At 47.0% G+C, this 21,629-nt stretch carries 19 protein-coding genes; 4 read left to right on the top strand and 15 right to left on the bottom strand.

Annotated features, from left to right (window positions below; genetic code table 11):
- The 8 genes from rlmN to CCC70_RS06520 form a co-directional block, all read right to left on the bottom strand.
- On the bottom strand, positions 1-1,041 hold the full coding sequence (gene rlmN, locus CCC70_RS06485; protein WP_118368809.1) for a 23S rRNA (adenine(2503)-C(2))-methyltransferase RlmN: 1,041 nt from the start codon (positions 1,039-1,041) through the stop codon (positions 1-3).
- A gap of 6 nt (positions 1,042-1,047) precedes the next feature.
- On the bottom strand, positions 1,048-2,400 hold the full coding sequence (gene rsmB / locus CCC70_RS06490; protein ID WP_287084700.1) for a 16S rRNA (cytosine(967)-C(5))-methyltransferase RsmB: 1,353 nt from the start codon (positions 2,398-2,400) through the stop codon (positions 1,048-1,050).
- Positions 2,396-3,103: a zinc metallopeptidase gene (locus tag CCC70_RS06495; RefSeq protein ID WP_015526118.1), complete on the bottom strand. Its 708-nt coding sequence runs from the start codon at positions 3,101-3,103 to the stop codon at positions 2,396-2,398. The genes rsmB and CCC70_RS06495 overlap by 5 nt, the downstream gene beginning before the upstream one ends.
- A gap of 6 nt (positions 3,104-3,109) precedes the next feature.
- On the bottom strand, positions 3,110-4,054 hold the full coding sequence (gene fmt, locus CCC70_RS06500; protein WP_287084479.1) for a methionyl-tRNA formyltransferase: 945 nt from the start codon (positions 4,052-4,054) through the stop codon (positions 3,110-3,112).
- A 12-nt stretch (positions 4,055-4,066) separates the two neighbouring features.
- Positions 4,067-4,540 (bottom strand): peptide deformylase, encoded by a 474-nt coding sequence (gene def / locus CCC70_RS06505; protein WP_021651614.1) that lies wholly within the window; start codon positions 4,538-4,540, stop codon positions 4,067-4,069.
- Positions 4,541-4,552: 12 nt separating this feature from the next.
- The gene (gene priA, locus CCC70_RS06510; RefSeq protein WP_287084480.1) at positions 4,553-6,772 is read right to left on the bottom strand and encodes a replication restart helicase PriA; all 2,220 of its coding nucleotides are present in this window, start codon (positions 6,770-6,772) and stop codon (positions 4,553-4,555) included.
- A 4-nt stretch (positions 6,773-6,776) separates the two neighbouring features.
- Positions 6,777-8,243, bottom strand: coding sequence for a UDP-N-acetylmuramoyl-L-alanyl-D-glutamate--2,6-diaminopimelate ligase (locus tag CCC70_RS06515; protein ID WP_044961562.1), 1,467 nt, complete (start codon positions 8,241-8,243; stop codon positions 6,777-6,779).
- Between the two features lie 187 nt (positions 8,244-8,430).
- Complete coding sequence (locus tag CCC70_RS06520; RefSeq protein ID WP_287084482.1) at positions 8,431-10,425, bottom strand: hypothetical protein; 1,995 nt, start codon at positions 10,423-10,425, stop codon at positions 8,431-8,433.
- A 564-nt stretch (positions 10,426-10,989) separates the two neighbouring features.
- Between CCC70_RS06520 and arcC the strand changes: the two genes are divergently transcribed.
- On the top strand, positions 10,990-11,922 hold the full coding sequence (gene arcC, locus CCC70_RS06525) for a carbamate kinase (RefSeq protein WP_270389930.1): 933 nt from the start codon (positions 10,990-10,992) through the stop codon (positions 11,920-11,922).
- Between the two features lie 162 nt (positions 11,923-12,084).
- On the opposite strand, the gene nrdD is transcribed toward arcC, so the two are convergent.
- Entirely contained in the window at positions 12,085-14,220 is a 2,136-nt protein-coding gene (nrdD, locus tag CCC70_RS06530; protein WP_015526126.1) for an anaerobic ribonucleoside-triphosphate reductase, read from the bottom strand.
- Between the two features lie 199 nt (positions 14,221-14,419).
- Positions 14,420-14,953 carry a hypothetical protein gene (locus CCC70_RS06535; protein ID WP_278603376.1) on the bottom strand — a complete coding sequence of 178 codons (534 nt, stop codon included), beginning with the start codon at positions 14,951-14,953 and terminating at the stop codon, positions 14,420-14,422.
- 216 nt (positions 14,954-15,169) lie between these two features.
- On the opposite strand from CCC70_RS06535, the gene asnA reads away from it, so the two are divergent.
- Complete coding sequence (gene asnA, locus CCC70_RS06540; RefSeq protein ID WP_015526128.1) at positions 15,170-16,180, top strand: aspartate--ammonia ligase; 1,011 nt, start codon at positions 15,170-15,172, stop codon at positions 16,178-16,180.
- A gap of 48 nt (positions 16,181-16,228) precedes the next feature.
- Positions 16,229-16,663, top strand: a complete 435-nt coding sequence (locus CCC70_RS06545; RefSeq protein ID WP_021651604.1) for a CBS domain-containing protein — start codon at positions 16,229-16,231, stop codon at positions 16,661-16,663.
- A gap of 123 nt (positions 16,664-16,786) precedes the next feature.
- Here CCC70_RS06545 and CCC70_RS06550 read toward each other — a convergent pair whose 3' ends face one another.
- The 3 genes from CCC70_RS06550 to CCC70_RS06560 all read right to left on the bottom strand — a co-directional run bounded on the left by CCC70_RS06550 (position 16,787) and on the right by CCC70_RS06560 (position 19,130).
- Positions 16,787-17,530, bottom strand: a complete 744-nt coding sequence (locus tag CCC70_RS06550) for an amino acid ABC transporter ATP-binding protein (RefSeq protein ID WP_021651603.1) — start codon at positions 17,528-17,530, stop codon at positions 16,787-16,789.
- Positions 17,517-18,209: an amino acid ABC transporter permease gene (locus CCC70_RS06555; RefSeq protein WP_059086976.1), complete on the bottom strand. Its 693-nt coding sequence runs from the start codon at positions 18,207-18,209 to the stop codon at positions 17,517-17,519. The genes CCC70_RS06550 and CCC70_RS06555 overlap by 14 nt, the downstream gene beginning before the upstream one ends.
- A 144-nt stretch (positions 18,210-18,353) precedes the next feature.
- Positions 18,354-19,130, bottom strand: a complete 777-nt coding sequence (locus tag CCC70_RS06560) for a transporter substrate-binding domain-containing protein (protein ID WP_015526132.1) — start codon at positions 19,128-19,130, stop codon at positions 18,354-18,356.
- A 346-nt stretch (positions 19,131-19,476) separates the two neighbouring features.
- Here CCC70_RS06560 and dapF point away from each other — a divergent pair, with 346 nt between their 5' ends.
- Positions 19,477-20,331 carry a diaminopimelate epimerase gene (gene dapF / locus CCC70_RS06565; protein ID WP_015526134.1) on the top strand — a complete coding sequence of 285 codons (855 nt, stop codon included), beginning with the start codon at positions 19,477-19,479 and terminating at the stop codon, positions 20,329-20,331.
- A gap of 63 nt (positions 20,332-20,394) precedes the next feature.
- Here dapF and CCC70_RS06570 read toward each other — a convergent pair whose 3' ends face one another.
- Both CCC70_RS06570 and CCC70_RS06575 read right to left on the bottom strand, forming a co-directional pair.
- Positions 20,395-20,709 (bottom strand): AzlD domain-containing protein, encoded by a 315-nt coding sequence (locus tag CCC70_RS06570; RefSeq protein WP_015526135.1) that lies wholly within the window; start codon positions 20,707-20,709, stop codon positions 20,395-20,397.
- Positions 20,699-21,418 (bottom strand): AzlC family ABC transporter permease, encoded by a 720-nt coding sequence (locus CCC70_RS06575; RefSeq protein ID WP_278603379.1) that lies wholly within the window; start codon positions 21,416-21,418, stop codon positions 20,699-20,701. Before CCC70_RS06575 ends, CCC70_RS06570 begins: the two co-directional genes overlap by 11 nt.
- Between the last annotated feature and the right edge of the window lie 211 nt (positions 21,419-21,629).

The following is a 21,629-nucleotide window of genomic DNA, read 5'->3' on the forward strand; positions in this document are numbered from 1 at the left end:
TCACTTCTCGCTTTCTGTTTTTTCCATGTAACTTTTTCTTAGCTGTCCACAGGCACCGTCGATATCGCTGCCCATTTCCCTTCTAATAGTAACATTAATTCCGTATTTTTCAAGTTTTATTTTGAAATTCTCCACAGCCTGTCGAGTAGACCTCACATAGGAGCGTTCCTTGATGGGATTGACCGGAATCAGATTTACATGGCAATTGATGCCTTTTATACGGCCTGCCAGCTGTCTCGCATCTTCTTCACTGTCGTTGACGCCGGCTACAAGACTGTACTCAAAGGTGATCCTTCGGCCTGTTTTGTCAAAATAATTTCTGCAGGCATCCAGAACCTCATCCATAGAATACTTATTCGCGATCGGCATCAGTTCCTGTCGTTTTTCATCATTTGGAGCATGAAGGGAAAGTGCCAGAGTGATCTGAAGCTTTTCTTCAGCCAGATCATACATCTTCGGCACGATCCCACAGGTAGAAACCGTCACATTTCTCTGACTGATCCCAAGACCGTTTTCGTCGGTAAGGATCCGGACAAAACGGACAAGATTGTCATAATTATCCATCGGCTCACCGGTTCCCATCACAACTACATTGGCCACACGTTCACCGGTATCTGCCTGGATACGGTAAATCTGATCCAGCATCTCGGACGGTTTCAGGCATCTGGTCAGTCCTCCGATGGTAGATGCACAGAATCTGCATCCCATACGGCAGCCCACCTGAGAAGAAATGCACACAGAATTTCCGTGGTGATACCGCATGAGAACACTCTCGATCACATTTCCATCTTCCAGCCGGAACAGATATTTTCTGGTTCCGTCAATTTTTGAGATCCTTACATCTGCCTGGGTCAGCGCTGTGATCGGATAAGCCGAAAGCTTTTCCCTGAGGCTTTTGGAAAGATTTGTCATTTCATCCCAGGAGGTAACCAGCTGCTGGTGAAGCCATGCATAGATCTGTTTCGCCCTGAAAGGCTTTTCACCGATCTTTGTCATGAATTCCTTCAATTCCTCCATGGTCATGGATTTTACATCTGTCATTTTCTGTTATTTCCTTCTGAATCTGGCAATAAAGAATCCATCCGTCTTATGTATTCCCGGCAGAAGCTGCAGATAGCCAAGCTTTGTGGATTTACAGTGCAGTTCCTCCGGAATATACGGATCCAGGCTTTCCAGCCGGTACGGATAGTTCTTTAAAAACCATAATACATTTTCTTCGTTTTCTTCCCGGGCAATGGTACATGTGCTGAAGATCAGCGTTCCATCCGGTTTCACATACTTTGCAGCCTTATCCAGGATCATTCTCTGGAGCATTACGATCTCTTCCTGTTTCTGCGGAGTTGCCCGGTATTTGATTTCCGGTTTCTTGCCGATAACACCATAACCGGAGCACGGTACATCCGCGATCACAATATCCGCAGCCTGTTCGGAATCCGGATCATATACCGTTGCATCCTGAACTCTGGCTTCCACATTGATCACTCCGGTCCTGTGGATGTTTTCTTTGATAAGATCTGCCTTATACTGACTTACATCTCTGGCATCCACATTTCCGTAATCCCCCATTTTGTCTGCCGCATGGATGCTTTTTCCACCTGGTGCAGCGCACATGTCGATGATATGGTCACCTTTTTTCGGACTTGCAGCTTCCGCTACAAGCATAGAGCTTACATCCTGCACCAGGATCTTTCCCTGAAGGAAGGTCTCAAGTGTCAGAATATGATTGTAATCGGAAATCTTCAGTGCATAGGGAAGATAAGGAGCCTGTTCTACTGTCACTCCCTGAGACTTCAGACTGGTGACGATTTCTCTCAGAGACGCCTTATGAGTACGGCACCGTACTGTGATCGGTCTTTCTGTCAGAAAATCCTCCAGGATCCTCTCCGTAGTCTTCACTCCGTAGGCTGCTTTCCATTTTTCTACCAGATATTCCGGCATGGAATATTTCACGGAAAGATAACGGACTTCGTTTTCTTCCCTGGAAGGAAGCTCCAGATCACCGATCTCTCTTGCGATCGTACGGAGCACCCCGTTGACAAAGGGCTTTAGATTATAAAAGCCTTTTCGCTGTGCCAGCTTTACCGCTTCATTGCATACTGCACTGTCCGGAACACTGTCCATAAATTTCAACTGATATACCGCACTTCTCAGGATCTCGCGGATCTGCGGTTTCATCTTGTTTACAGAAACCTTGGAAAAAGAATCGATGACATAATCAATATAGATCCTGTATTCCAGGGTTCCCTCACATACTCTTGTAATAAAGCTACGTTCCTGTTTCGGAAGAAACTGATATTTGGAAAGCGCATTCCGAATCGCAATATGGCTGTGCTCACCCTCCTCCTCGATCTGTAACAGGATCTCAAGGATCAGTTCTCTGGTATTTACTCCGCTGCTAATCACGATCTCTACCTCCTGCAAGGATAATCAGTCTCAGAAGCTGCAGAATAGATGCCGCCAGAGCTGCTACATAGGTAAGCGCTGCCGCTGTAAGTACTTTTCTTGCACCCTTTTTTTCATCTGCACCTAAGATACCTGTACTTTCCAGCATTTTAAGCGCTCTGGAAGACGCATTGATCTCAACCGGAAGTGTCACCAGCTGAAACAGTACTGCCAGTGAAAACAAAACAATTCCCAGAGTTACCAGCGGATCAATGGAAAAGATCAGTCCTGCGATAAACAGCGGCCATGAAAGCTGGGAACCAATATTTGCGGCAGGTACAATGGCTGAACGGATATTCAGTGGTGCATAATTGATCGCATCCTGGATCGCATGGCCACATTCATGTGCTGCCACCCCCACAGCCGCCAGAGAATTTCTTCCATAAATATCTTCTGAAAGGGAAACCGTTTTCGTTCTCGGATCATAGTGATCCGTAAGACTTCCGCGGATTGGAACCACCTGTACGTCTGTGATCCCAGCCGCTCTCAGGATCCTCTGTGCAGCTTCCGCACCGGTGATACCTGAATGGCTCCGGACCTTTTTATAGACTGCAAAGGTACTGCGCAGCTTCGCGGATGCCGCAAGAGAAAGAAGCATTCCGATCACGAGCAAAAGAATCGTGGGGTCCATTCCCCATCCGTAATAACCATATCCGTACATAACTCATCACTCCCTGGAATCTCTGAACATGTCTCCTGGTTTCAACTGATATCCCCGAAGGAACGCATCCGTTTCCATGCGTTTTTTGCCTTCCAGCTGCACTTCATGGAGCACGAGTACCTTCTGGCCGCATGCTACCTGGATTCCTCCTTTGTCAGCGGCTATCACAGTTCCCGGTGCTTCCTGTGCCTGTTTTTCCAGAACAGAGCTCTTCCAGACCTTCAATGTTTTTCCATTGATAAAGGTAAAAGCGCTTGGCCATGGATCAAGGCCTCTTACCAGACGCTCCAGCGCTTCCGCATTTTTGCTGAAATCCAGAAGCCCCATTTTTTTGGAGATCATGGCAGCATATGGTGTTGGACTCTCCTCCGGCTGTTTCTCGCGGGTTGCAGTTCCGTCAAAAATGGACGGTAAAGTCTGTACCAGAAGCTCTGCACCTGCCTGTGCGAGCTTATCAAACAAGCTTCCACCTGTCTCATCTTTGGCAAGCGGAACCACGATCCTGGAAATCATATCACCGGTATCCAGACCGGTTCCCATCTGCATAATGGTAACGCCGGATTCTTTTTCACCGTCGATCACCGCCTGCTGGATCGGTGCAGCTCCACGATATTTAGGAAGCAGAGACGCATGGATATTGATACATCCGAATCTCGGCATATCCAGGATACTCTTTGGAATGATCTGCCCGAATGCCGCAACAATGATGATGTCCGGTGCAAGATTTTTCAGTTCTTCCACAAATTCAGGATTTCTTACCTTCACCGGCTGCAGTACCGGGATCCCGTGTTTCAGTGCTTCTTCTTTTACAGGAGTAGGCATCATAGTTTTGCCTCTGCCCTTCGGTTTGTCCGGCTGTGTGATCACAGCCTCCACTTCATATCCGTTCTCTGCCAGTGCTGCAAGAGGCGCCACCGCAAAGTCCGGAGTTCCCATATAAATAATCTTCATAGTATCCCGCCTTTAGTCTTCTTCATCATAAGTTACCTTGTGAAGTTCTCCCTCCACAAGTTCTGTATACATTTTTCCATCCAGATGGTCAATCTCATGACAGAACGCTCTTGCCAGAAGGCCCTCTCCCTCGTAGATCTGTTCGTTCATATTTACATCAAGTGCTTTTACCTTCACATAGTTCGGACGTGTTACCTGTCCTGCCATTCCCGGAACGCTCAGGCATCCCTCGTCACCGGTCTGCTCGCCGCTTGTCTCAAGGATCTCCGGATTGATCAGCACGATCGGGCCCTCACCTACATCGATGACAACGATACGTTTCAGGATTCCTACCTGTGGTGCGGCGAGGCCAACACCCATTGCATCATACATAGTATCCAGCATATCTGTGATCAGTTCCCCGATCCTCGGTGTCATTTTGTCTACTGTCCGGGATTTTTTTGTCAGTACAGAATCCCCCTGTACACGGATTGTTCTAAGTGCCATTTTTCTTCTCCTTTAATTCATATCAAATTGAATGTATATTTTCCGGAATCCGGAATTTATCTCTATATATTTCTCCAGCTTCTCTCTGACTGCTGTGAGAAAGCAGATATCCCTGTGCTTCAGATGGATCACCTGACGATAAACATCCTTTACCTTACCTACCGATGCAGCTGCAGGTCCGATCATGTGAAGCTCTTCCTTCGGACTTACCCTGCGGATAAAAACTTCTATATAATACATGGCATTTTTCAGAAGTTCTTCATCCTGGCAGGCGCCAAAAACAGTCATCATATGGGCTGCCGGCGGATAGTCCAGAAGCATCCGATACCCCATTTCTTCTTTATAAAATTTCTTATAATCCTGAATAGCCGCAGCCTGGATACTGTAATGCTCCGGCTGATATGTCTGGATCACCGCCTGCCCCGGCCGATTCCCTCTGCCGGAACGTCCAACTGCCTGAGTCAGAAGCTGAAATGTACGCTCCCCGCAGTGATAGTCATCCATATTCAGCGAAAGATCTGCTGCAATCACTCCTACCAGGGTCACATTCGGAAAATCATGTCCCTTGACGATCATCTGGGTCCCCACCAGAATATCTGCCTCATGCTTTGCAAAAGAAGCCAGGATCTTCTCATAGCTGTCCTTGGTCCTTGTGGTATCAAAATCCATTCGAAGTACCCTGGCTTTCGGGAATTCTTTTTCAATGACCTTCTCGATCTGCTGGGTTCCTGCCTTAAATCCACCAATGTGCGGTGAACCACAGGACGGACAGATTTCCGGTTTTACAGTCTCATAGCCGCAATAATGACAGATCAGACGATTGCCATTGTGTTCACTTAGAGATACATCACAGTGGGGACATTTCATAACGTGACCGCAGGCTCTGCAGGAAACAAAGCCCGCATATCCTCTCCGGTTCAGAAACAGCATGGCCTGTTCTCTTCTTTCAAGGACCTGCTCCAGATCCCTCTTCAGCTCCAGACTCAGTACCGAGCGGTTTCCTTTCTTTAATTCTTCCCGAAGATCCACGATTGATACCTGTGGAAGAGGCCTTTCCTCATAACGTGCGTTTAACTTTACCAGAAGATATTCTCCGTCACAGGCATGACTGTAGGCTTCCAATGACGGAGTGGCTGATCCCATGACCACACGGGCATGTTCCATTCGTGCCCTCTCAATGGCAGTCTCACGTGCATGGTACCTTGGCGTATTCTCACTTTTGTAGGTGGGTTCATGCTCTTCGTCGATAACGATCAGTCCCAGATCTGAAAACGGTGTGAACAGTGCGGATCTGGGTCCTACCATCACCTGGATCTCACCACGTTTTGCTCTTTTGAACTGATCATAACGTTCTCCCTGGGAAAGTCTGGAGTTCAGAACCGAAACCTTATCTCCGAACATGGCATAAAAGCGCCTAACTGTCTGATAAGTAAGCGCGATCTCAGGGATCAGCACGATCGCCTGTTTTCCCTCCTCCAGTACCTTCTGGATCAAGCGCATATAAACCTGGGTCTTTCCACTTCCGGTCACTCCGAAAAGAAGTGCAGGCCTTGGGTCCGGCTCCTGCCATTCCCGAAAAATCTGCTCTGCCGCCAAAAGCTGTTCCTGGTTCAGACTCAGTTCCATGTTCTCCTTCACCAGGCCGAGCCCCTCGGGAATGCGATACATTTCCTGACTTTCAATGGTTATCAGACCTTTTTTTTCAAAAAAATCAAGAACGGAAATGCCGGCTCCAAGTTCTTTGGAGGCATAAGTATAATCCAGGCTCCCGGCTTCCAGGATTGCCCGAAGAAACCGCTCACGTGCTTTAAAGCGGCTGCCTTCCAGCTTGCCAAGAAGTGCCTGACCCTCTTCCTTTTTTCCTGTAAAAACAATCAGCCTTTTCTCTTTTGCACGGACCTTGTCTTTTACAGGCAGAACTGTTTTCAGTGCCTGGATCATGGTGGAGCCATAGGTCTCCCTCATCCAGGCCGCAAGTGCGATCAGCCGGGATTCTGTTGTCTCACTGTCTGTGGACACTCCCCGGATCTCCTTGATCTTTGACGCATCATATTTTGCCGTTCCGGAAATCCCGGTCACATAGCCTTTCCGAAGGGTATTTCCCTTTCCGAAGGGCACTGTGACCACAACTCCGGGTTTTATTGCCTGCACCAGCTCCTCAGGTACACGATACTGAAAATCCCGGTCCAGCTTTTCATGAGAAATATCAATGATCACATCTGCATAGATCATCCATTTACGCTTTCTGATCTTCTTCCAGGATCTCCCGGATCAGTACACGCTCATCCATGGGATATTTCTTACCCTTGATCTCCTGATAATCCTCATGGCCCTTTCCGGCAAGGACGATGATATCTCCCGGCTCACCGTGATGGATCGCGTAGGCGATCGCCTCCTTACGATCCGGGATCTCTACATATTTTCCATCTGTTTTTGCCATTCCGATCTTGATATCATCGATGATGGCCTGTGGATCCTCATCTCGCGGATTATCTGAAGTAATGATGGTCAGATCTGCCATCTTTCCTGAAACCTCACCCATTTCATAACGGCGCAGCTTGGAACGGTTTCCGCCACAGCCAAACAGGCATACCAGTCTGTGCGGATCATATTCCTTCAGTGTTCCGAGAAGGCTCTCCAGCGCCATGGCATTATGTGCGTAATCGATCATCAGTGTGAATTCGTCAGATACCTTGATCATCTCAATACGGCCTTTGACCCTGGCCACCTTCAGAGCTTTGATAATATTCTCCTCGGATACCTTAAAATGGCGGCAGATGGCAATGGCAGTCAGAGAATTGTAAATGCTGAACTTACCTGGAATATCGATCTCCACAGGAAAATCCATAAGTCCCTTAACATGATAGGAAATTCCCAGATAGCCCTTTCTTCCAACGAGTCTGGCGTCCTCTGCACGGAGATCTGCTTTTTCGGAAAATCCATAGGTTTCAAGTTTACAGGTGTGGCCTTCGATAATGCGGTCAAAGTGTTCATCATCACGATTTACGATACCAACCTTACACTGTCTGAGAAGCATGGATTTGCAGTGCAGATAATCATCAAAGTCCTTATGCTCATTCGGTCCGATATGATCTGGTTCAATATTTGTGAAAATTCCAAAATCAAACACAAATCCCTGGGTCCTGTGAAGCATCAGTCCCTGTGAGGAAACCTCCATAACGACCGCATCGCAGCCTGCTTCTACCATATCATGAAAATATTTCTGTACCATATAGGATTCCGGTGTCGTGTTGGCTGCCGGGATATGCTTCTCCCCGATAACAGCCTCAATGGTTCCGATCAGACCAACCTTATATCCGGCATTCTCAAGGATCGATTTCACCATATAGGTTGTAGTTGTTTTTCCTTTGGTTCCGGTGATACCGATGGTTTTGAGCTTTTCTGCCGGATGTCCGAACCATGCTGCTGAAATAAAGGCCATGGCGTAACGGGTATCCTCTACCTGGATCACTGTCACATCCTCCGGTGCCTCCACCGCTTCTTCCACGATGAGTGTCTTCGCACCCTTTGCCACAACATCAGGTATAAATTTATGTCCATCCACGACCGCACCTCTGATGCAGATAAAAAGGCTCCCTTCTTCTACTTTACGGGAATCATATACAACAGAAGAAACCTCCTGCTCTGTACTTCCCTGAAGGCATTTGTATTCAAGATGTTCCAATAAGGATAAAAGATTCATTTTTCTCCTCCATCTTCCCTTTTTCCGGTCTGACGGGCAGCACACCGGAGGCGGGAAATATACTGTTCTTATTTTCTGTACATACCATATAGAATAGCACACCTCCCCCCTGTTTTCAACGTTTCTTTGAGGTACGGTCGCCTCGTAAAATATCAGCTTGTTACTGTTCACTCCGTTCTCAGTAACATCAGCTTTTTCCATAAATATCCGCATATTTTTTCCGGAGCCAGATGCTGCCCAGCACAGTCACCAAAGCTGTCACTGCCAGAAGCGTCCACAAATCCCTCCTGGTATCATCTCCGGTCTTCGGATGTGTGGACGCAGTTCTTGCCATCTGTATCTGACCGGAAGCCGGACCCTGGTCATCTCCCTGCAAAGGCAGCCCTTCTTCCGGCGTAATAGCCACCTCTCCTTTTACCATGACAGAAGCGGAGGCCTCCATCAATCGCTCTCCGGTTTCCTGGCTTGTGACCGTCACCTGGTTAAAAAGCTTCTGATCCGCTGTTTTTCCCGGGATCTTCACCACAGCCTGAAGAGAAACTGCCTCTCCCGGCGGGATCTGTTGGATCATTGCCTTTGTACGGCTGCTGTTGAGCGTTACACCTTCCTGCTCCAGAAACTGTGCATGGATCCCTGCTGCCTGAAAGCGCTCCGTTCCCACAACCGAATGAAGCGTTTTTTCACCGGTATTCACGATACAGATCTGATAGGTCACAGTCTCACCCGGTGCAGCGGTTTCTTTGTCTGCAGTTTTCTTTACAGAAAGATCCGCCTTCAGTGCCTCCAGACCATTTATAGTGGAAGCGTTCTTCCGGATCACCTCCTCCACTCTGTCCTTCACCTTGGCCTCTGCTTCCACCTGGTGCTCCAGATCTTTTTCCTGTTCATCCAGAAGCGGCGCCTGTACATAAAAGCTCCTGCTCTCTCCGGCTTTTAATTCTGCAAATTCCGCCACAGCCCCTTCTGTTAGAAGGCCTTCTGCATCTTCCCACAGCTGCCGGATCTTAGGGCAGGAAAGGCTGCTGGTCAGACGGATATCTGCAAGATCCAGCTTTCCGGTATTGGCTATCTCTACCTGATAACGGATGGTCTGCCCTGCTTTCATTTTTTCATTCTGTGCAGTTACCGACAATTCCATATCAGCCTCAGCAGCCTCCACGTCCAGCATAGGCGAGATTCCCTCTGCGATCGCGATCACCAGCTCTTCCCCGTTTTCTTCTGTCATGAGAAAGGTTCCCGCACCGGTACAGTCCTTCTGAAGCGGTTCCTCCTGAATCACAGGATAACTGCTTTTCTCTGCCGGAAAACGGTATTCCTGCCGCAGGATCAGCGGGATACGGAAAAAGATCTCATCCTGCCCGTTCTGCTCCACGTTCAGCACGCTTTCCAGCTTTGTGATCTCTGTAGCTTCACCGCTCTGGCTCCTTACAGAAATCTGCTGTGCAGCCATATTTTTCGGGACAGAATCCGTTTCCGGAACAAAATACTCCGAAATATACGTGACCAGCGTCAGCTTTTGCGTCTCCTCAGACTCACCTTCCTCTTCATTTCCTACATTTTCCCCTCCGGTCGACGTTCCTTCCGGTGTGAGCGGACCCGTTTTCTCCTGCTCTTCATCCTCCGGCTGTACTGTTTCCCCGGATGCCAGCTGCTCCACGTGCTCATATCCTTCCTCCATTTCTATTCCGATTCCTTCCACAACCTTATCCACCGGCAATTCCTGTTCTGCCTTCTCTTCCTGCTGCAAGTCATCCTCATCCTTTGAAAGTTCCTGTTCTGGCTCTTCTTCCTGCTGCAAGTCATCCTCCGGCAGCTCCTGCTCTGGCTCCTTTTCCTGCTGCCAATCATCCTCTGGCAGTTCCTGCTCTATCTCTTCTTCCTGCTCCACCGATGGATCTTCAATCTTCTGAAGTTCATCGTCCCACTTCTCATTTTTCTCCTTATCCTCCGAAAACCTTCTCCCGGACAGCCATTCATTCAGGCCGCGAATCCGGATCCCAAGCTCCGCCTGTCCGGATTTTATGTCTTTCCAGAACACACTCTGATCGATAAACGGTGCCTGTCCCGGCAAAAAATCTGCTCCCAGAGTCAGCTCCGGTTCTATTGTTCCTCCCAGCATGGCTCCTGCCAGCACTGTCACAATTCCGACTTTCTTCATCTGTTTCCATATTCTGTTTTTCATGGCTCTTCCTCATTTCTGCCTGATCTGGCATTTCTTATACACATGTTTTTTTTACAGAAACTTACTTTTCCACAGACAAAGGCATCCCTCCCCGGCAAATGGTGCATGATCAATGTTTTTTCGATAAAATAAAATGGATTTCTGCATCGAAACGATGCGTGAACAGATCCCGCAGAATGCAGGATCAAGACTTTTTCAATGTATCACATTTTCAGACCATGCGCAACCGGATATAAAAATTATAAAGTTTGTTTAAACTTTCTTTATAAATTTTCCATTTCTTTTAGATTAATGACATATTTTAAACATATTTTCTCTATATAATAGGTGTTGGATAGATGAAAAACCACTCTCTATCTCCCCCCTCAAAAAATAGTAGGAAGCAAACCGTCTGACTGGATCAGGCGGTTTTTCCTGTCTCGGAAAACACTCGATTTTCTATTGCATTTCCCACATAGGTCTTTTATAATAAAATATAATATTCGTGCATCGTTTTCGATGTACTCGTTACTGGATACAGTAACTGATTTCATTCCAATTTTTAAGAGAAACGAGGTATTTCCTATGAGCGAAAAAACCGTAGTAGTTGCATTAGGCCACCGGGCACTTGGCACCACACTTCCAGAGCAAAAAACAGCTACAAAACTCGCAGCGAAGGTAATCGCAGATCTGGTAGAGGAGGGAACCCGCGTAGTGATCTCCCACAGCAACGGTCCGCAGGTAGGGATGATCCACACCGCAATGAATGAATTCGGTAAGGCACATCCTGATTATACATTTGCACCAATGTCCGTATGTTCCGCCATGAGCCAGGGTTATATCGGCTATGACCTTCAGAACGCCATCCGTGCTGAGCTTATCTCCAGAGGGATCTACAAACCGGTCAGCACAGTTCTGACACAGGTTGTCATCGATCCATACGATGAAGCATTTGCAGAGCCGGAGAAGATCATTGGACGTGTTCTTAACGCAGAAGAGGCCGAGGCTGAAGAAGAAAAAGGAAACTTTGTCACAAAGGTGGGCGAGGGCCAGTACAGACGTATCCTTGCAGCACCGAAGCCACAGAAGATCGTAGAGATTGAAACCGTAAAGGTCCTCTCTGCAGCAGAGCAGATCGTCATTGCCGCAGGCGGCGGCGGAATCCCGGTTCTTGAGCAGGGAACTCAGCTGAATGGTGCCAGCGCCATCATCGAGAAAGACCTGGCAGCAGGACTTCTTGCAGAAGAACTGAACGCTGACACTCTGATGATCCTTACAAGCGTCGAGAAAGTAAGCCTTGACCATAATACGGATCACGAATCTTATCTGGATACTATTTCCATAGAAGATGCCAAGAAATATATTGCCGGCAAACAGTTTGCGGCAGGCTCCATGCTTCCTAAGATCGAAGCAGGTGTTTCCTTCGTGGAGAAGGGAACCGGACGCCGTACCATCATCACAGACATGGCCCATGCAAAAGACGGCTACCGTGAGAAGACCGGAACTATCATTAAATGATCATTTTACGGACTCAGAATACAAAGTGAACTATAAAACTTCACTTTACATAAAAATATCCCGCAGACGGCTGCTGGTCTTACCGGCAGCTCTGCGGGATATTTTTATACTGTCTGGCTCCACATCCGATCACTGTTCCACAGTTGATCGGACAGCCAGCATTTACATAGATTTTCGCTCAGCGATCTCAGCCATCTTCGCCTCATTCAGGCGAGTATCTCCATGGACACGGCTGTAGGAAAGATATCCGTTCATACGGTCGATCTTGGTCAGATTTCTGGAACCGCAGACAGGGCATACATCCATCTCCAGTTCCTCATGACCACAATCGTCACAGTATGCAAGAGAAAGGTTCACTCCCTCATAATATCCCAGATCCATGGCTCTGCGGATCAGTGTACGGATAGCTTCCTTATTGTAGCCGATCGGATAACGTACATACTGAATCTTACCTCCATTGCAGAGTTCCCAGAAACGTCCCTCCAGATCCTGTTTCTCGATCGGAGTTACATCCTCTGTTACATGGCAGTGGAAGCTGTTGCTCACATATGGTCTGTCAGAAACGCCCTCAATGATTCCATACATCTTACGGAACTGCTCTACCTGCAGGCCACAAAGACTCTCTGCCGGTGTTCCGTAGATCGCATAAAGATAACCATCTTCCTTCTTGTACTGATTTACCTTGTCATTGATATATTTCAGGACCTCCAGAGCAAACGCCCCATCCTCTGCAATGGATTTGCCATTGTAAAGTTCCTGAAGCTCATTTAACGCTGTGATACCGAAGGAAGCTGTCATAGGCTTCAGGATCTTGCCAATCTTTTCATTCGGTTTCAGATGTCCGCCGTAGAAACCGCCTTCACAGTATGCAAGCGGGTTGGTGGATGCACGCATCTGTCCCAGATATTCGTAAGTGCGGATATGCAGATTACGGATCATTTCCAGATAGAAATCCAGAACCTCATAAAAATCTCTGCTCTCCGCTCTGGCCTTTGCAAGGATCATCGGAAGATGAAGGCTTACCGCACCAATGTTAAAACGTCCCACAAAAACAGGCGTATCATTCTCATCCGCCGGCTCCATACCGCCACGCTCATACCACGGACTTAAGAAAGCACGGCATCCCATCGGGCTGATGACCTTCTTGTATTTCCTGTACATACTGGAAATATAGCCTGCGCCGGACATAGACAGCCAGTCCGGATACATGGTTTTGGAGGAACACTCCACACCAGCCTCAAAAATATCCTCACAGCACTTTCCGGGACCATGGATCTCTTTGTCATAAAGGAATACGATTTTCGGGAAAAGTACCGGTTTCTTGTGTCCGGCCTTACCCTGTCCTCCCTGATGGACCTCAAGAAGGGAAATCGTACACATCTTCTCAAACTGCTCGGTTCCGAGACCAAGTGTCACCGTAACAAACGGATAATCACCTCTGGAAGAACCGACGGTATTCAGCTTGTACTCAATTCCCTGCCAGCCCTGGTCATAATCCCTGCGGACCTTATCAAGAGCATACTCAATAGCTCTCTCCTCACGGCCACTCCAGCTCTCATCCGAGTATTTCATAAATTCGGAAATATATTTATCATAGCTCTTCTTTGCATACGGTGCCAGGATCTTATCAACCTCCGGCACTGTAAAGCCACCATACTGCTGTGCTGCTGTACTGAGAATGATATCCCCCATAACATCAAAGGCTGTATCCAGAGTCTTCGGCTCGTTATACCAGACATTGCCCATCTCAAAACCGCCACTTAAAACAGCTGCCACATCGAACAGACAGCAATTCATGGTATCCAGACGTGCAGACTGGTCATGAATATAAATGTAGCCGTCCTTACATGCCTGAAGCTCATTACGGTTCATAAAAAACTTCCGATAGAGTTCCTTGTTCAGCTCATTAAAGATCAGGCTTCGTTTCGTGGCAACAAGGGCGCTGTCTGTATTGGCATTACTTTTATCACCGATATAACGGATCGCCTGACTCTTGGTATAGACATCATCCATCATATGGATAAAATCCAGCTTGTAATTCCGATAATCACGGTAGCTCTTGGCAACTGCCGGATTCACACGCTCCAGAGCCCCCTCCACGATGTTGTGCATCTCCTGGATCTCGATCTCATTCTTTCCAAGGGAATCCGCATGCTCCTGGGCAAAACGGCAGATAAAATCCTTCTCCTCGTCTGAAAAAGTATAAAGAATACGCTCTGCGGATTTGTTCACGGCAGCCACGATCTTCTGCGGATTAAACTCCTCTCTTGTCCCGTCTTTCTTGATCACATATAACATTGCTCATCCCTCCCTGTGCTATATATAAGTCGCTATGCAAATACTATATATAGTACCTATATCCTCTATATATTGTTTTTCATCTATATGTTGTGCTAGGCATGAGTATAACACAGCTGAGGAGAAAAGAAAAGGGATATTTCTGTATACACGAAAATACAGACACTTAGCACTGCCTGATCTCACTGCAGAAATATTCTCACAAATTCGTTCCGATCCAGTCTGCAATAAAATCCCATAATTTCGGAAGCAGCATGGCCAGTGTCACTATAAACCATATGATCCAGCCTGCCCCGCTGCTTTTCTGATCTTTTTTTTGCTGTTTTTTTCCCTGATCTAAAACTTCTGCACGATTTCTGCCCACCGTTGTTTTATTCCTGGTATTAACTGCCGCTGCAGTCTTACGTCCGGCTGCTGCACCTGTATTCCGGCTTCCGGTTAGATTCCGATTCAAATCGGTATTGCGGCTTGCATTCGTATTCCGGTTTATGTTTGTATTCCGGTTTGCGTTCGTATTCCGGTTTACGTTTCCGTTATGTTGTGTTGTTTGATCAGCATCCTGTCCATACTGCCGCATCATATCCCGCACTTTGGCGGAAGCATGTTTATAATGTATCTCCCGGGGCTCATTCAGATGATATAACACCTCATCATTTCTGTAAGGCATCCCACATAATGAACACCTGCCATTTACAACCTTGCCCCCACAAACCTGACACCTTTGACCTGCCATAAGCTCCCTCCATTCTATCCGTTAAAACGGATATTTATATTTCCATCGTAGACATAAGCATTCTTTTTTCAGTATATCACACCAGGCATTTAATACCCAGTATTTTTCTACGATACCCCAAAAGACTTCCCCTCTCATTATATTGCCACTCCACCCATTTTCTGTTATAATACCCCACAGAGCAATAAGCCTAAAAATCATCAGGAGGAGCCGATAATGAATACAATCACAATCCCCGCAACCTATCATGCAGACCTGAACCTCCATGACACACAGATTGCGATCAAAACAGTAAAAGATTTCTTCCAGCAGACACTCTCCCAGAAGCTGAACCTTCTTCGAGTATCCGCTCCAACATTTGTAGCACCGGAATCCGGCCTTAACGACAACCTTAATGGTGTAGAGCGCCCGGTAAGCTTTGATATCAAAGCTATCGAAGGAAGCAACGCCGAGATCGTACACTCCCTTGCCAAATGGAAACGCTACGCACTGAAAAAATACGGATTTTCTCACGGAGAAGGTCTTTACACAGATATGGTAGCCATCCGCCGGGATGAAGATCTGGACAATATCCACTCTGTTTACGTAGACCAGTGGGACTGGGAAAAGATCATCTCCAAAGAAGAACGTTCCATGGAGACTCTCAAGGAAACCGTACGCACCATTTACAGTGTCCTTCGTAAAACCGAGAAATACATGGCTGTACAGTATGACTACATCGAGGAGATCCTTCCAAAGGATATCTTTTTTATCACAACTCAGGAGCTTCTTGACATGTATCCGGACTGCACACCGAAGGAACGTGAATATCGAATCACCCGTGAAAAGGGTGCTGTCTTCCTTATGAAAGTCGGCAAAACCCTCACCAACGGCGAGCGCCACGACGGACGTGCCCCGGACTATGATGACTGGGAACTGAACGGTGATATCCTCGTATACTATCCGGTACTTGACATTGCCCTTGAGCTTTCCTCAATGGGAATCCGTGTTGACGAGGACGCACTTGACCGCCAGCTCACCGAAGCAGGCTGTGATGACCGAAGAGAGCTTCCATTCCAGAAAGCAATCCTGAACAAAGAGCTTCCGTACACCATCGGTGGTGGTATCGGACAGTCTAGGATCTGTATGTTCTTCCTTCGTAAAGCACACATCGGAGAAGTACATGTCTCTCTCTGGCCGAAGGAGATCACAGATGCTGCAGAGACACACGGACTTCAGCTTCTCTAAAACAGCCTACAGATTTATTTATAATTTTTGCGGAAATGAGGTAATAACGTGAACATTCTGTTTTTTCTGATTCCCAAAAGCGAAGTAGCCTACATCTTTGAGGATGAAACTCTTCGCCAGACCCTTGAAAAAATGGAGCACCGCAAGTACTCCTGCATTCCTATCCTCACCATGGACGGCAAATATCTCGGCACCATCTCAGAGGGAGATCTCCTCTGGGGCATGCGCCGTGCAGATATCCACGACATCAAGGAAACAGAAGGAATCCCGATCATGGCGATCCCACGTCGCGCCACCTACAAACCGGTCCATGCAGATTCCAATATGGAAGATCTCCTGGATCGCGCCATTAATCAGAACTTCGTGCCGGTGGTAGATGACCAGGGCTCCTTCATCGGGATCATAACCAGAAAATCTATTATCAAATACTGTTACAACGAAATAAAAGCCGCACAGAAAACTGCCGGTGAAGAAATCCACTGAGCAGCGGAAAGAAAAAGGATTTTTTTGCAACTAGCACTACAAAAAACGGATGCTTTATCTCCTGCCGCATTTCCACAGGAGGATAAAGCATCCGTTTTTAATATTCTTATATTTATAATGTCATTATAATGTCTTTGAAAGAAACTCTCGAAGTCTCTTATTCTTTGGATTTGCAAAGAATTCCTTAGGAGAATTTTCTTCCTGGATCTTTCCTTCATCAATGAAGAGGACTCTGGTTGCCACCTCGCGGGCAAAGCCCATCTCATGAGTTACCACAACCATAGTCATGCCGGATCTTGCAAGCTCCTGCATCAGTTCCAGGACCTCTCCTACCATCTCCGGATCAAGAGCAGATGTAGGCTCATCAAACAGCATCACGTCCGGGTTCATGGCAAGAGATCTTGCAATGGCGATACGCTGCTTCTGACCGCCGGAAAGCATGTCCGGATAGGAATCTGCCTTATCCGGAAGACCTACTCGCTCCAGAAGCTCCAGTGCCGTTTTTTCAGCCTCTTCTTTACTCATAAGATTCAGAGTCACAGGTGCGAGCATAATGTTCTCTTTTACTGTCTTATGTGGAAAAAGATTAAACTGCTGGAATACCATTCCGATCTTCTGACGATGACGGTTGATATCCACCTTGGAATCTGTGATGTCGGTTCCCTCAAAGAGGATTTTTCCCCCGGTCGGCTCCTCAAGGAGATTCAGGGAACGGAGGAATGTAGATTTACCACAGCCGGATGGTCCGATAATGGCTACTACTTCACCTCTGCGGATTTGTGTGGTGATCCCGTTGAGAACCTGATTGCCGCCATAGGCCTTTTCAAGTCCCTGTACATCCAGAAGCACTTCATTACTTACGCTCATTGGTTCTCAGCCTCCTTTCAAGTCTTCCTACCAGATAGGTAAGAAAACAAACGATCACAAGATAGATCGCAGCTACTACCAGCAGCGGGAACAGTGCACTGTAGGTCTGGCTTCGGATAATGTCTCCGCCACGGGTCAGATCCATAAGTCCGATATAACCACTGATGGATGTCTCCTTCAAAAGTACGATCAGCTCGTTTCCAAGGGCCGGCAGGATGTTCTTGACCGCCTGCGGAAGAATGATCTTGATCATAGTCTGTGTATAGTTAAGACCCAGGCTCCGTCCTGCCTCAAACTGTCCCTGATCAATAGACATGATGCCGGAACGGACGATCTCAGCCACGTATGCAGCAGAGTTCATACCAAAGGCGATAATGGCAACAACTATCTTACCCGGATCTATGGTTGCAAAAATAACATAAAATACGATCAGCAGCTGTACCATCGTTGGTGTACCGCGGATCACAGTCAGATAAACACGACAGATCACATTAAGGATCTTAAGCTTACCTGTCTTATCATGTGTAGAACGGACAATAGCAATGACAAATCCCAGAAAAATACCAAGAAGTACAGCAAAAAAAGTAATGATGATGGTATTTTTCAGACCGGACAAAATGAACTGCCAGCGATTGTCGTCCAGAAAGTTAAACTGAAACTGTTCAATAAGACTCAAAATTTCCACCCTTTCCAAAACTACAGGTTCCGAAATCCGGAAAACATACCCGGATATCCGGAACCTGATCATTCGCTACTGAACCCTGCAACGAATATCTGTTTCTCAGCTTATCCGTTCAGAATCCTCTGATTTCTCTGTGCAAAATTATTTCTTTACAATAACAACCTGCTCTGCAGTTGTGTACGGATCAGTGAAATCAACGCTCTTTTTACGATCCTCTGTTACTGTCATTCCTGCAGCACCAAAATCAGCTTTTCCGGATTTAACAGAATTTACGATCGCATCAAACTCCATATCCTCGACCTTCAGCTCATATCCAAGCTTGTCGCAGACAGCCTGAGCGATATCAACATCAATACCTACGATCTTATCTCCGTCGTAGTATTCGTATGGCTGGAAGGTTGCGTTTGTTGCCATGGTAAGAGTTCCCTTGGAGTGATCTGCATCCTTAGGAGTCTCATACGGTGTCTTACCTGCATCATCACCGATATAGTTATCTCTGATGGAATCCAGAGTTCCGTCATCCTTCAACTCCTTCAGAGCCTCGTTAAACTCTTTTGTAAGGTCTGCATTATCTTTGGAAAGACAGATTGCATACTCCTCTTTATCAAAAATATCCTCAACGATCTCAAGATCATCGTTTTTCTCAACAAATTTCTTAGCAGGCTCGCTGTCGATCACTACGCAGTCAATCTTACCCTGTTTCAGAGCCATAACAGCGTCATTACCTTTGTTGTATCTCTCTACTGTTGCGTCTTTAACCTCTGTAGCGTCTGCATCACCGGTTGTTCCAAGCTGAACACCGATCTTCTTACCCTCCAGATCATCTGCGCTCTTGATCTCATCTGCTGCAAAAACAGCGGATGTCATAGAAACTGTCATAGCTGCTGCAAGTGCAAGTGCCATAAATTTTCTCTTCATTTTTTCTTCCTCCTGAATTCTATGTACTTTACGTTAACTGTCTCTCCTGTTTCTAACAGCCCAATTCGTAATGTACAGCATAATTATACATCTCCATGCATATTACTTTGTTTTATGATACCATGTTTCTGACAAAATGCAAGCATATAAAATCCATAAATGCGAAAATTCACTCCTAATTTACCGGAATTCCACAGGGAAAATTCACTTTTCGATAACAATTATCCAGTATACTATACTATTAAAAGCAACAAATGGAAAAAACCTGCGTATTTTTTCCATGGGGGTCTTGTGCTCCAACAAAAAAAACAAGTATAATATTCAGGAACAAGAGGAGGCTACTATTATGAAATTCACGAAAATGCACGGCATTGGAAACGATTATGTATATGTAAACTGTTTTGAGGAGACTGTTAAGGATCCGGCCGCAGTGGCAAAATTTGTCAGCGACCGTCATTTTGGCATTGGTTCCGATGGTCTGATCCTGATCCGCCCGTCTGAGATTGCAGACTGCGAGATGGATATGTACAATCTGGACGGCTCTCAGGGTGCCATGTGCGGAAACGGTATCCGCTGCGTTGCCAAATATGTCTACGACCACGGCATCGTGGACAAAACTTCTTTAAGCATCGCCACAAGAAGCGGTATCAAATATGTGGATCTTACTATCCGCGACGGCAAGGCCTCCATGGTAAAAGTCAACATGGGCTCCCCGATCCTCACTGCAAAAGAGATCCCGGTGGTTGCCGAAACCGAACAGGTGATCGACGCTCCCATCACCGTCGACGGAAAAGAATATCACATGACCGCAGTTTCCATGGGTAATCCTCATGCCATCATCTACGTAGACGATGTGAACAGCCTTGACCTGGAAAAGATCGGCCCGTCCTTTGAAAATCACGTATGCTTCCCGGACAGAGTCAACACTGAGTTTGTTCAGGTGATCGACCGCCACACCGTAAAGATGCGTGTATGGGAGCGTGGCTCCGGAGAAACCCTTGCCTGCGGCACAGGCGCCTGCGCAGTTACGGTAGCTTCCATCCTCAATGACAAGGTTGACGGCAGCAAACCGGTTACTGTACAGCTTCTTGGCGGAGACTTAAACATCTCCTGGGAAAGAGATGAAAACCTTGTATATATGACAGGACCTGCAACTACGGTGTTTGACGGAGAGATCGATCTTGGATTTTTAGGTGAATAAATGAAAAAGGAGGGAGCTTTTCGAAGCTCCCTCCTGCGTATTATATTTCCGCATATCCCCTCTTCAAATAAATACCAGAACCCTCTCCACGATAAACACCGCCGCACATGCCAGCAGGGCTACTGTGATCAGGCTTTTTTCCTTATATGCAGCAATAAGTGCTACCAGGAAACCTGCTGCACCGGAGATGATGCTGTCTGTGGCCTTCAGGATGGCCGGGAAGGTCATGGCTGCCAGACAGGCATATGGCACATAATACAGAAAGGACTTGATAAACGGGCTTCTGATCTCGTTTTTTGCAAGAGCAAGGGGCAGCATACGGATGAGATAGGTGACAATTGCCATCACCAGGATATAGAGATATACATTATGACTCATGAACGGCTTCCCCTTTCTCTTCCAGCGGGCAGAAATAAGCCGCCAGGCCTGCTACCAGAAGTGTTGTGATAATGATCATAAATCCGGATGATACCTGTTTTAACACCGGTGTCACCGCAAAAACAGTGCTGACTGCCATAGATGCCGCAACAACCCCAAGAACCGGTCTGCTCTTTTTGGACGGCGGGATGATGATGGCCAGGAACATTCCGTAAATGGCAACGCTCAACGCACTAAGCATAAAATCCGGCAAAAGGCTTCCGGAGATTCCTCCTGCCAGAGTTCCAAGAGTCCATCCGGGAATTGCCACGCACATGGCTCCGTAATTATAAAATACGCTGACCTTTCCCTCCTGGGCCGCACTGATCCCGAAAATTTCATCGGTGATACCAAAAGCAGCGATGTATTTCAGGATACCGGACTCCTCACGCCGGAATTTCTGGGACAGGGAAAATGACATCAGGCAGTATCTCAGGTTGATGATCAGCTGGGTCATTGCCATCTCCCACATGGAGCCTCCCGCAAAAATAATGTCCAGTCCCGCAAACTGACCGGCCGATGTCAGGTTGGTCAGGGAGATCAGAACTGCCTGCCAGATACTCAAGCCGCCGGCAACAGCCATCATGCCAAAGGTAAAGGATACCGCAAAATATCCAAGAGCGATGGGAACTCCATCCTTCATACCTTTTCTGAAATTTTCTCTTTTCATCGATTTCCTCCATTATATGTACATTCTGTTATAAAACGCAACTATGAAAAGCACCTTTGCAGGCTTCTCCGATCTGTGCAGCGATCACCAGCGTCTCGTCTTACAGCGATCCAATAAATTAGTGCATCGCTATAGTTCGTTGTACATGTAAATAAGAGCGTGCCCGGAAACTTTTCTGCTTCCTGACACGCCCCTTTATTGTAGCATTGCC

The organism is Blautia sp. LMAG:89 (genome assembly GCF_008679485.1).
Lineage (GTDB): Bacteria > Bacillota > Clostridia > Lachnospirales > Lachnospiraceae > Blautia_A > Blautia_A fusiformis.

Bases quoted from the DNA above. Each gene is read 5' to 3' on its own strand.
- rlmN (WP_118368809.1), bottom strand. From the start codon at position 1,041: ATGACAGATGTAAAATCCATGACCATGGAGGAATTGAAGGAATTCATG.
- CCC70_RS06495 (WP_015526118.1), bottom strand. From the start codon at position 3,103: ATGTACGGATATGGTTATTACGGATGGGGAATGGACCCCACGATTCTT.
- fmt (WP_287084479.1), bottom strand. From the start codon at position 4,054: ATGAAGATTATTTATATGGGAACTCCGGACTTTGCGGTGGCGCCTCTT.
- def (WP_021651614.1), bottom strand. From the start codon at position 4,540: ATGGCACTTAGAACAATCCGTGTACAGGGGGATTCTGTACTGACAAAA.
- priA (WP_287084480.1), bottom strand. From the start codon at position 6,772: ATGATCTATGCAGATGTGATCATTGATATTTCTCATGAAAAGCTGGAC.
- CCC70_RS06515 (WP_044961562.1), bottom strand. From the start codon at position 8,243: ATGAATCTTTTATCCTTATTGGAACATCTTGAATACAAATGCCTTCAG.
- CCC70_RS06520 (WP_287084482.1), bottom strand. From the start codon at position 10,425: ATGAAAAACAGAATATGGAAACAGATGAAGAAAGTCGGAATTGTGACA.
- arcC (WP_270389930.1), top strand. From the start codon at position 10,990: ATGAGCGAAAAAACCGTAGTAGTTGCATTAGGCCACCGGGCACTTGGC.
- nrdD (WP_015526126.1), bottom strand. From the start codon at position 14,220: ATGTTATATGTGATCAAGAAAGACGGGACAAGAGAGGAGTTTAATCCG.
- CCC70_RS06535 (WP_278603376.1), bottom strand. From the start codon at position 14,953: ATGGCAGGTCAAAGGTGTCAGGTTTGTGGGGGCAAGGTTGTAAATGGC.
- asnA (WP_015526128.1), top strand. From the start codon at position 15,170: ATGAATACAATCACAATCCCCGCAACCTATCATGCAGACCTGAACCTC.
- CCC70_RS06550 (WP_021651603.1), bottom strand. From the start codon at position 17,530: ATGAGCGTAAGTAATGAAGTGCTTCTGGATGTACAGGGACTTGAAAAG.
- CCC70_RS06560 (WP_015526132.1), bottom strand. From the start codon at position 19,130: ATGAAGAGAAAATTTATGGCACTTGCACTTGCAGCAGCTATGACAGTT.
- dapF (WP_015526134.1), top strand. From the start codon at position 19,477: ATGAAATTCACGAAAATGCACGGCATTGGAAACGATTATGTATATGTA.
- CCC70_RS06570 (WP_015526135.1), bottom strand. From the start codon at position 20,709: ATGAGTCATAATGTATATCTCTATATCCTGGTGATGGCAATTGTCACC.
- CCC70_RS06575 (WP_278603379.1), bottom strand. From the start codon at position 21,418: ATGAAAAGAGAAAATTTCAGAAAAGGTATGAAGGATGGAGTTCCCATC.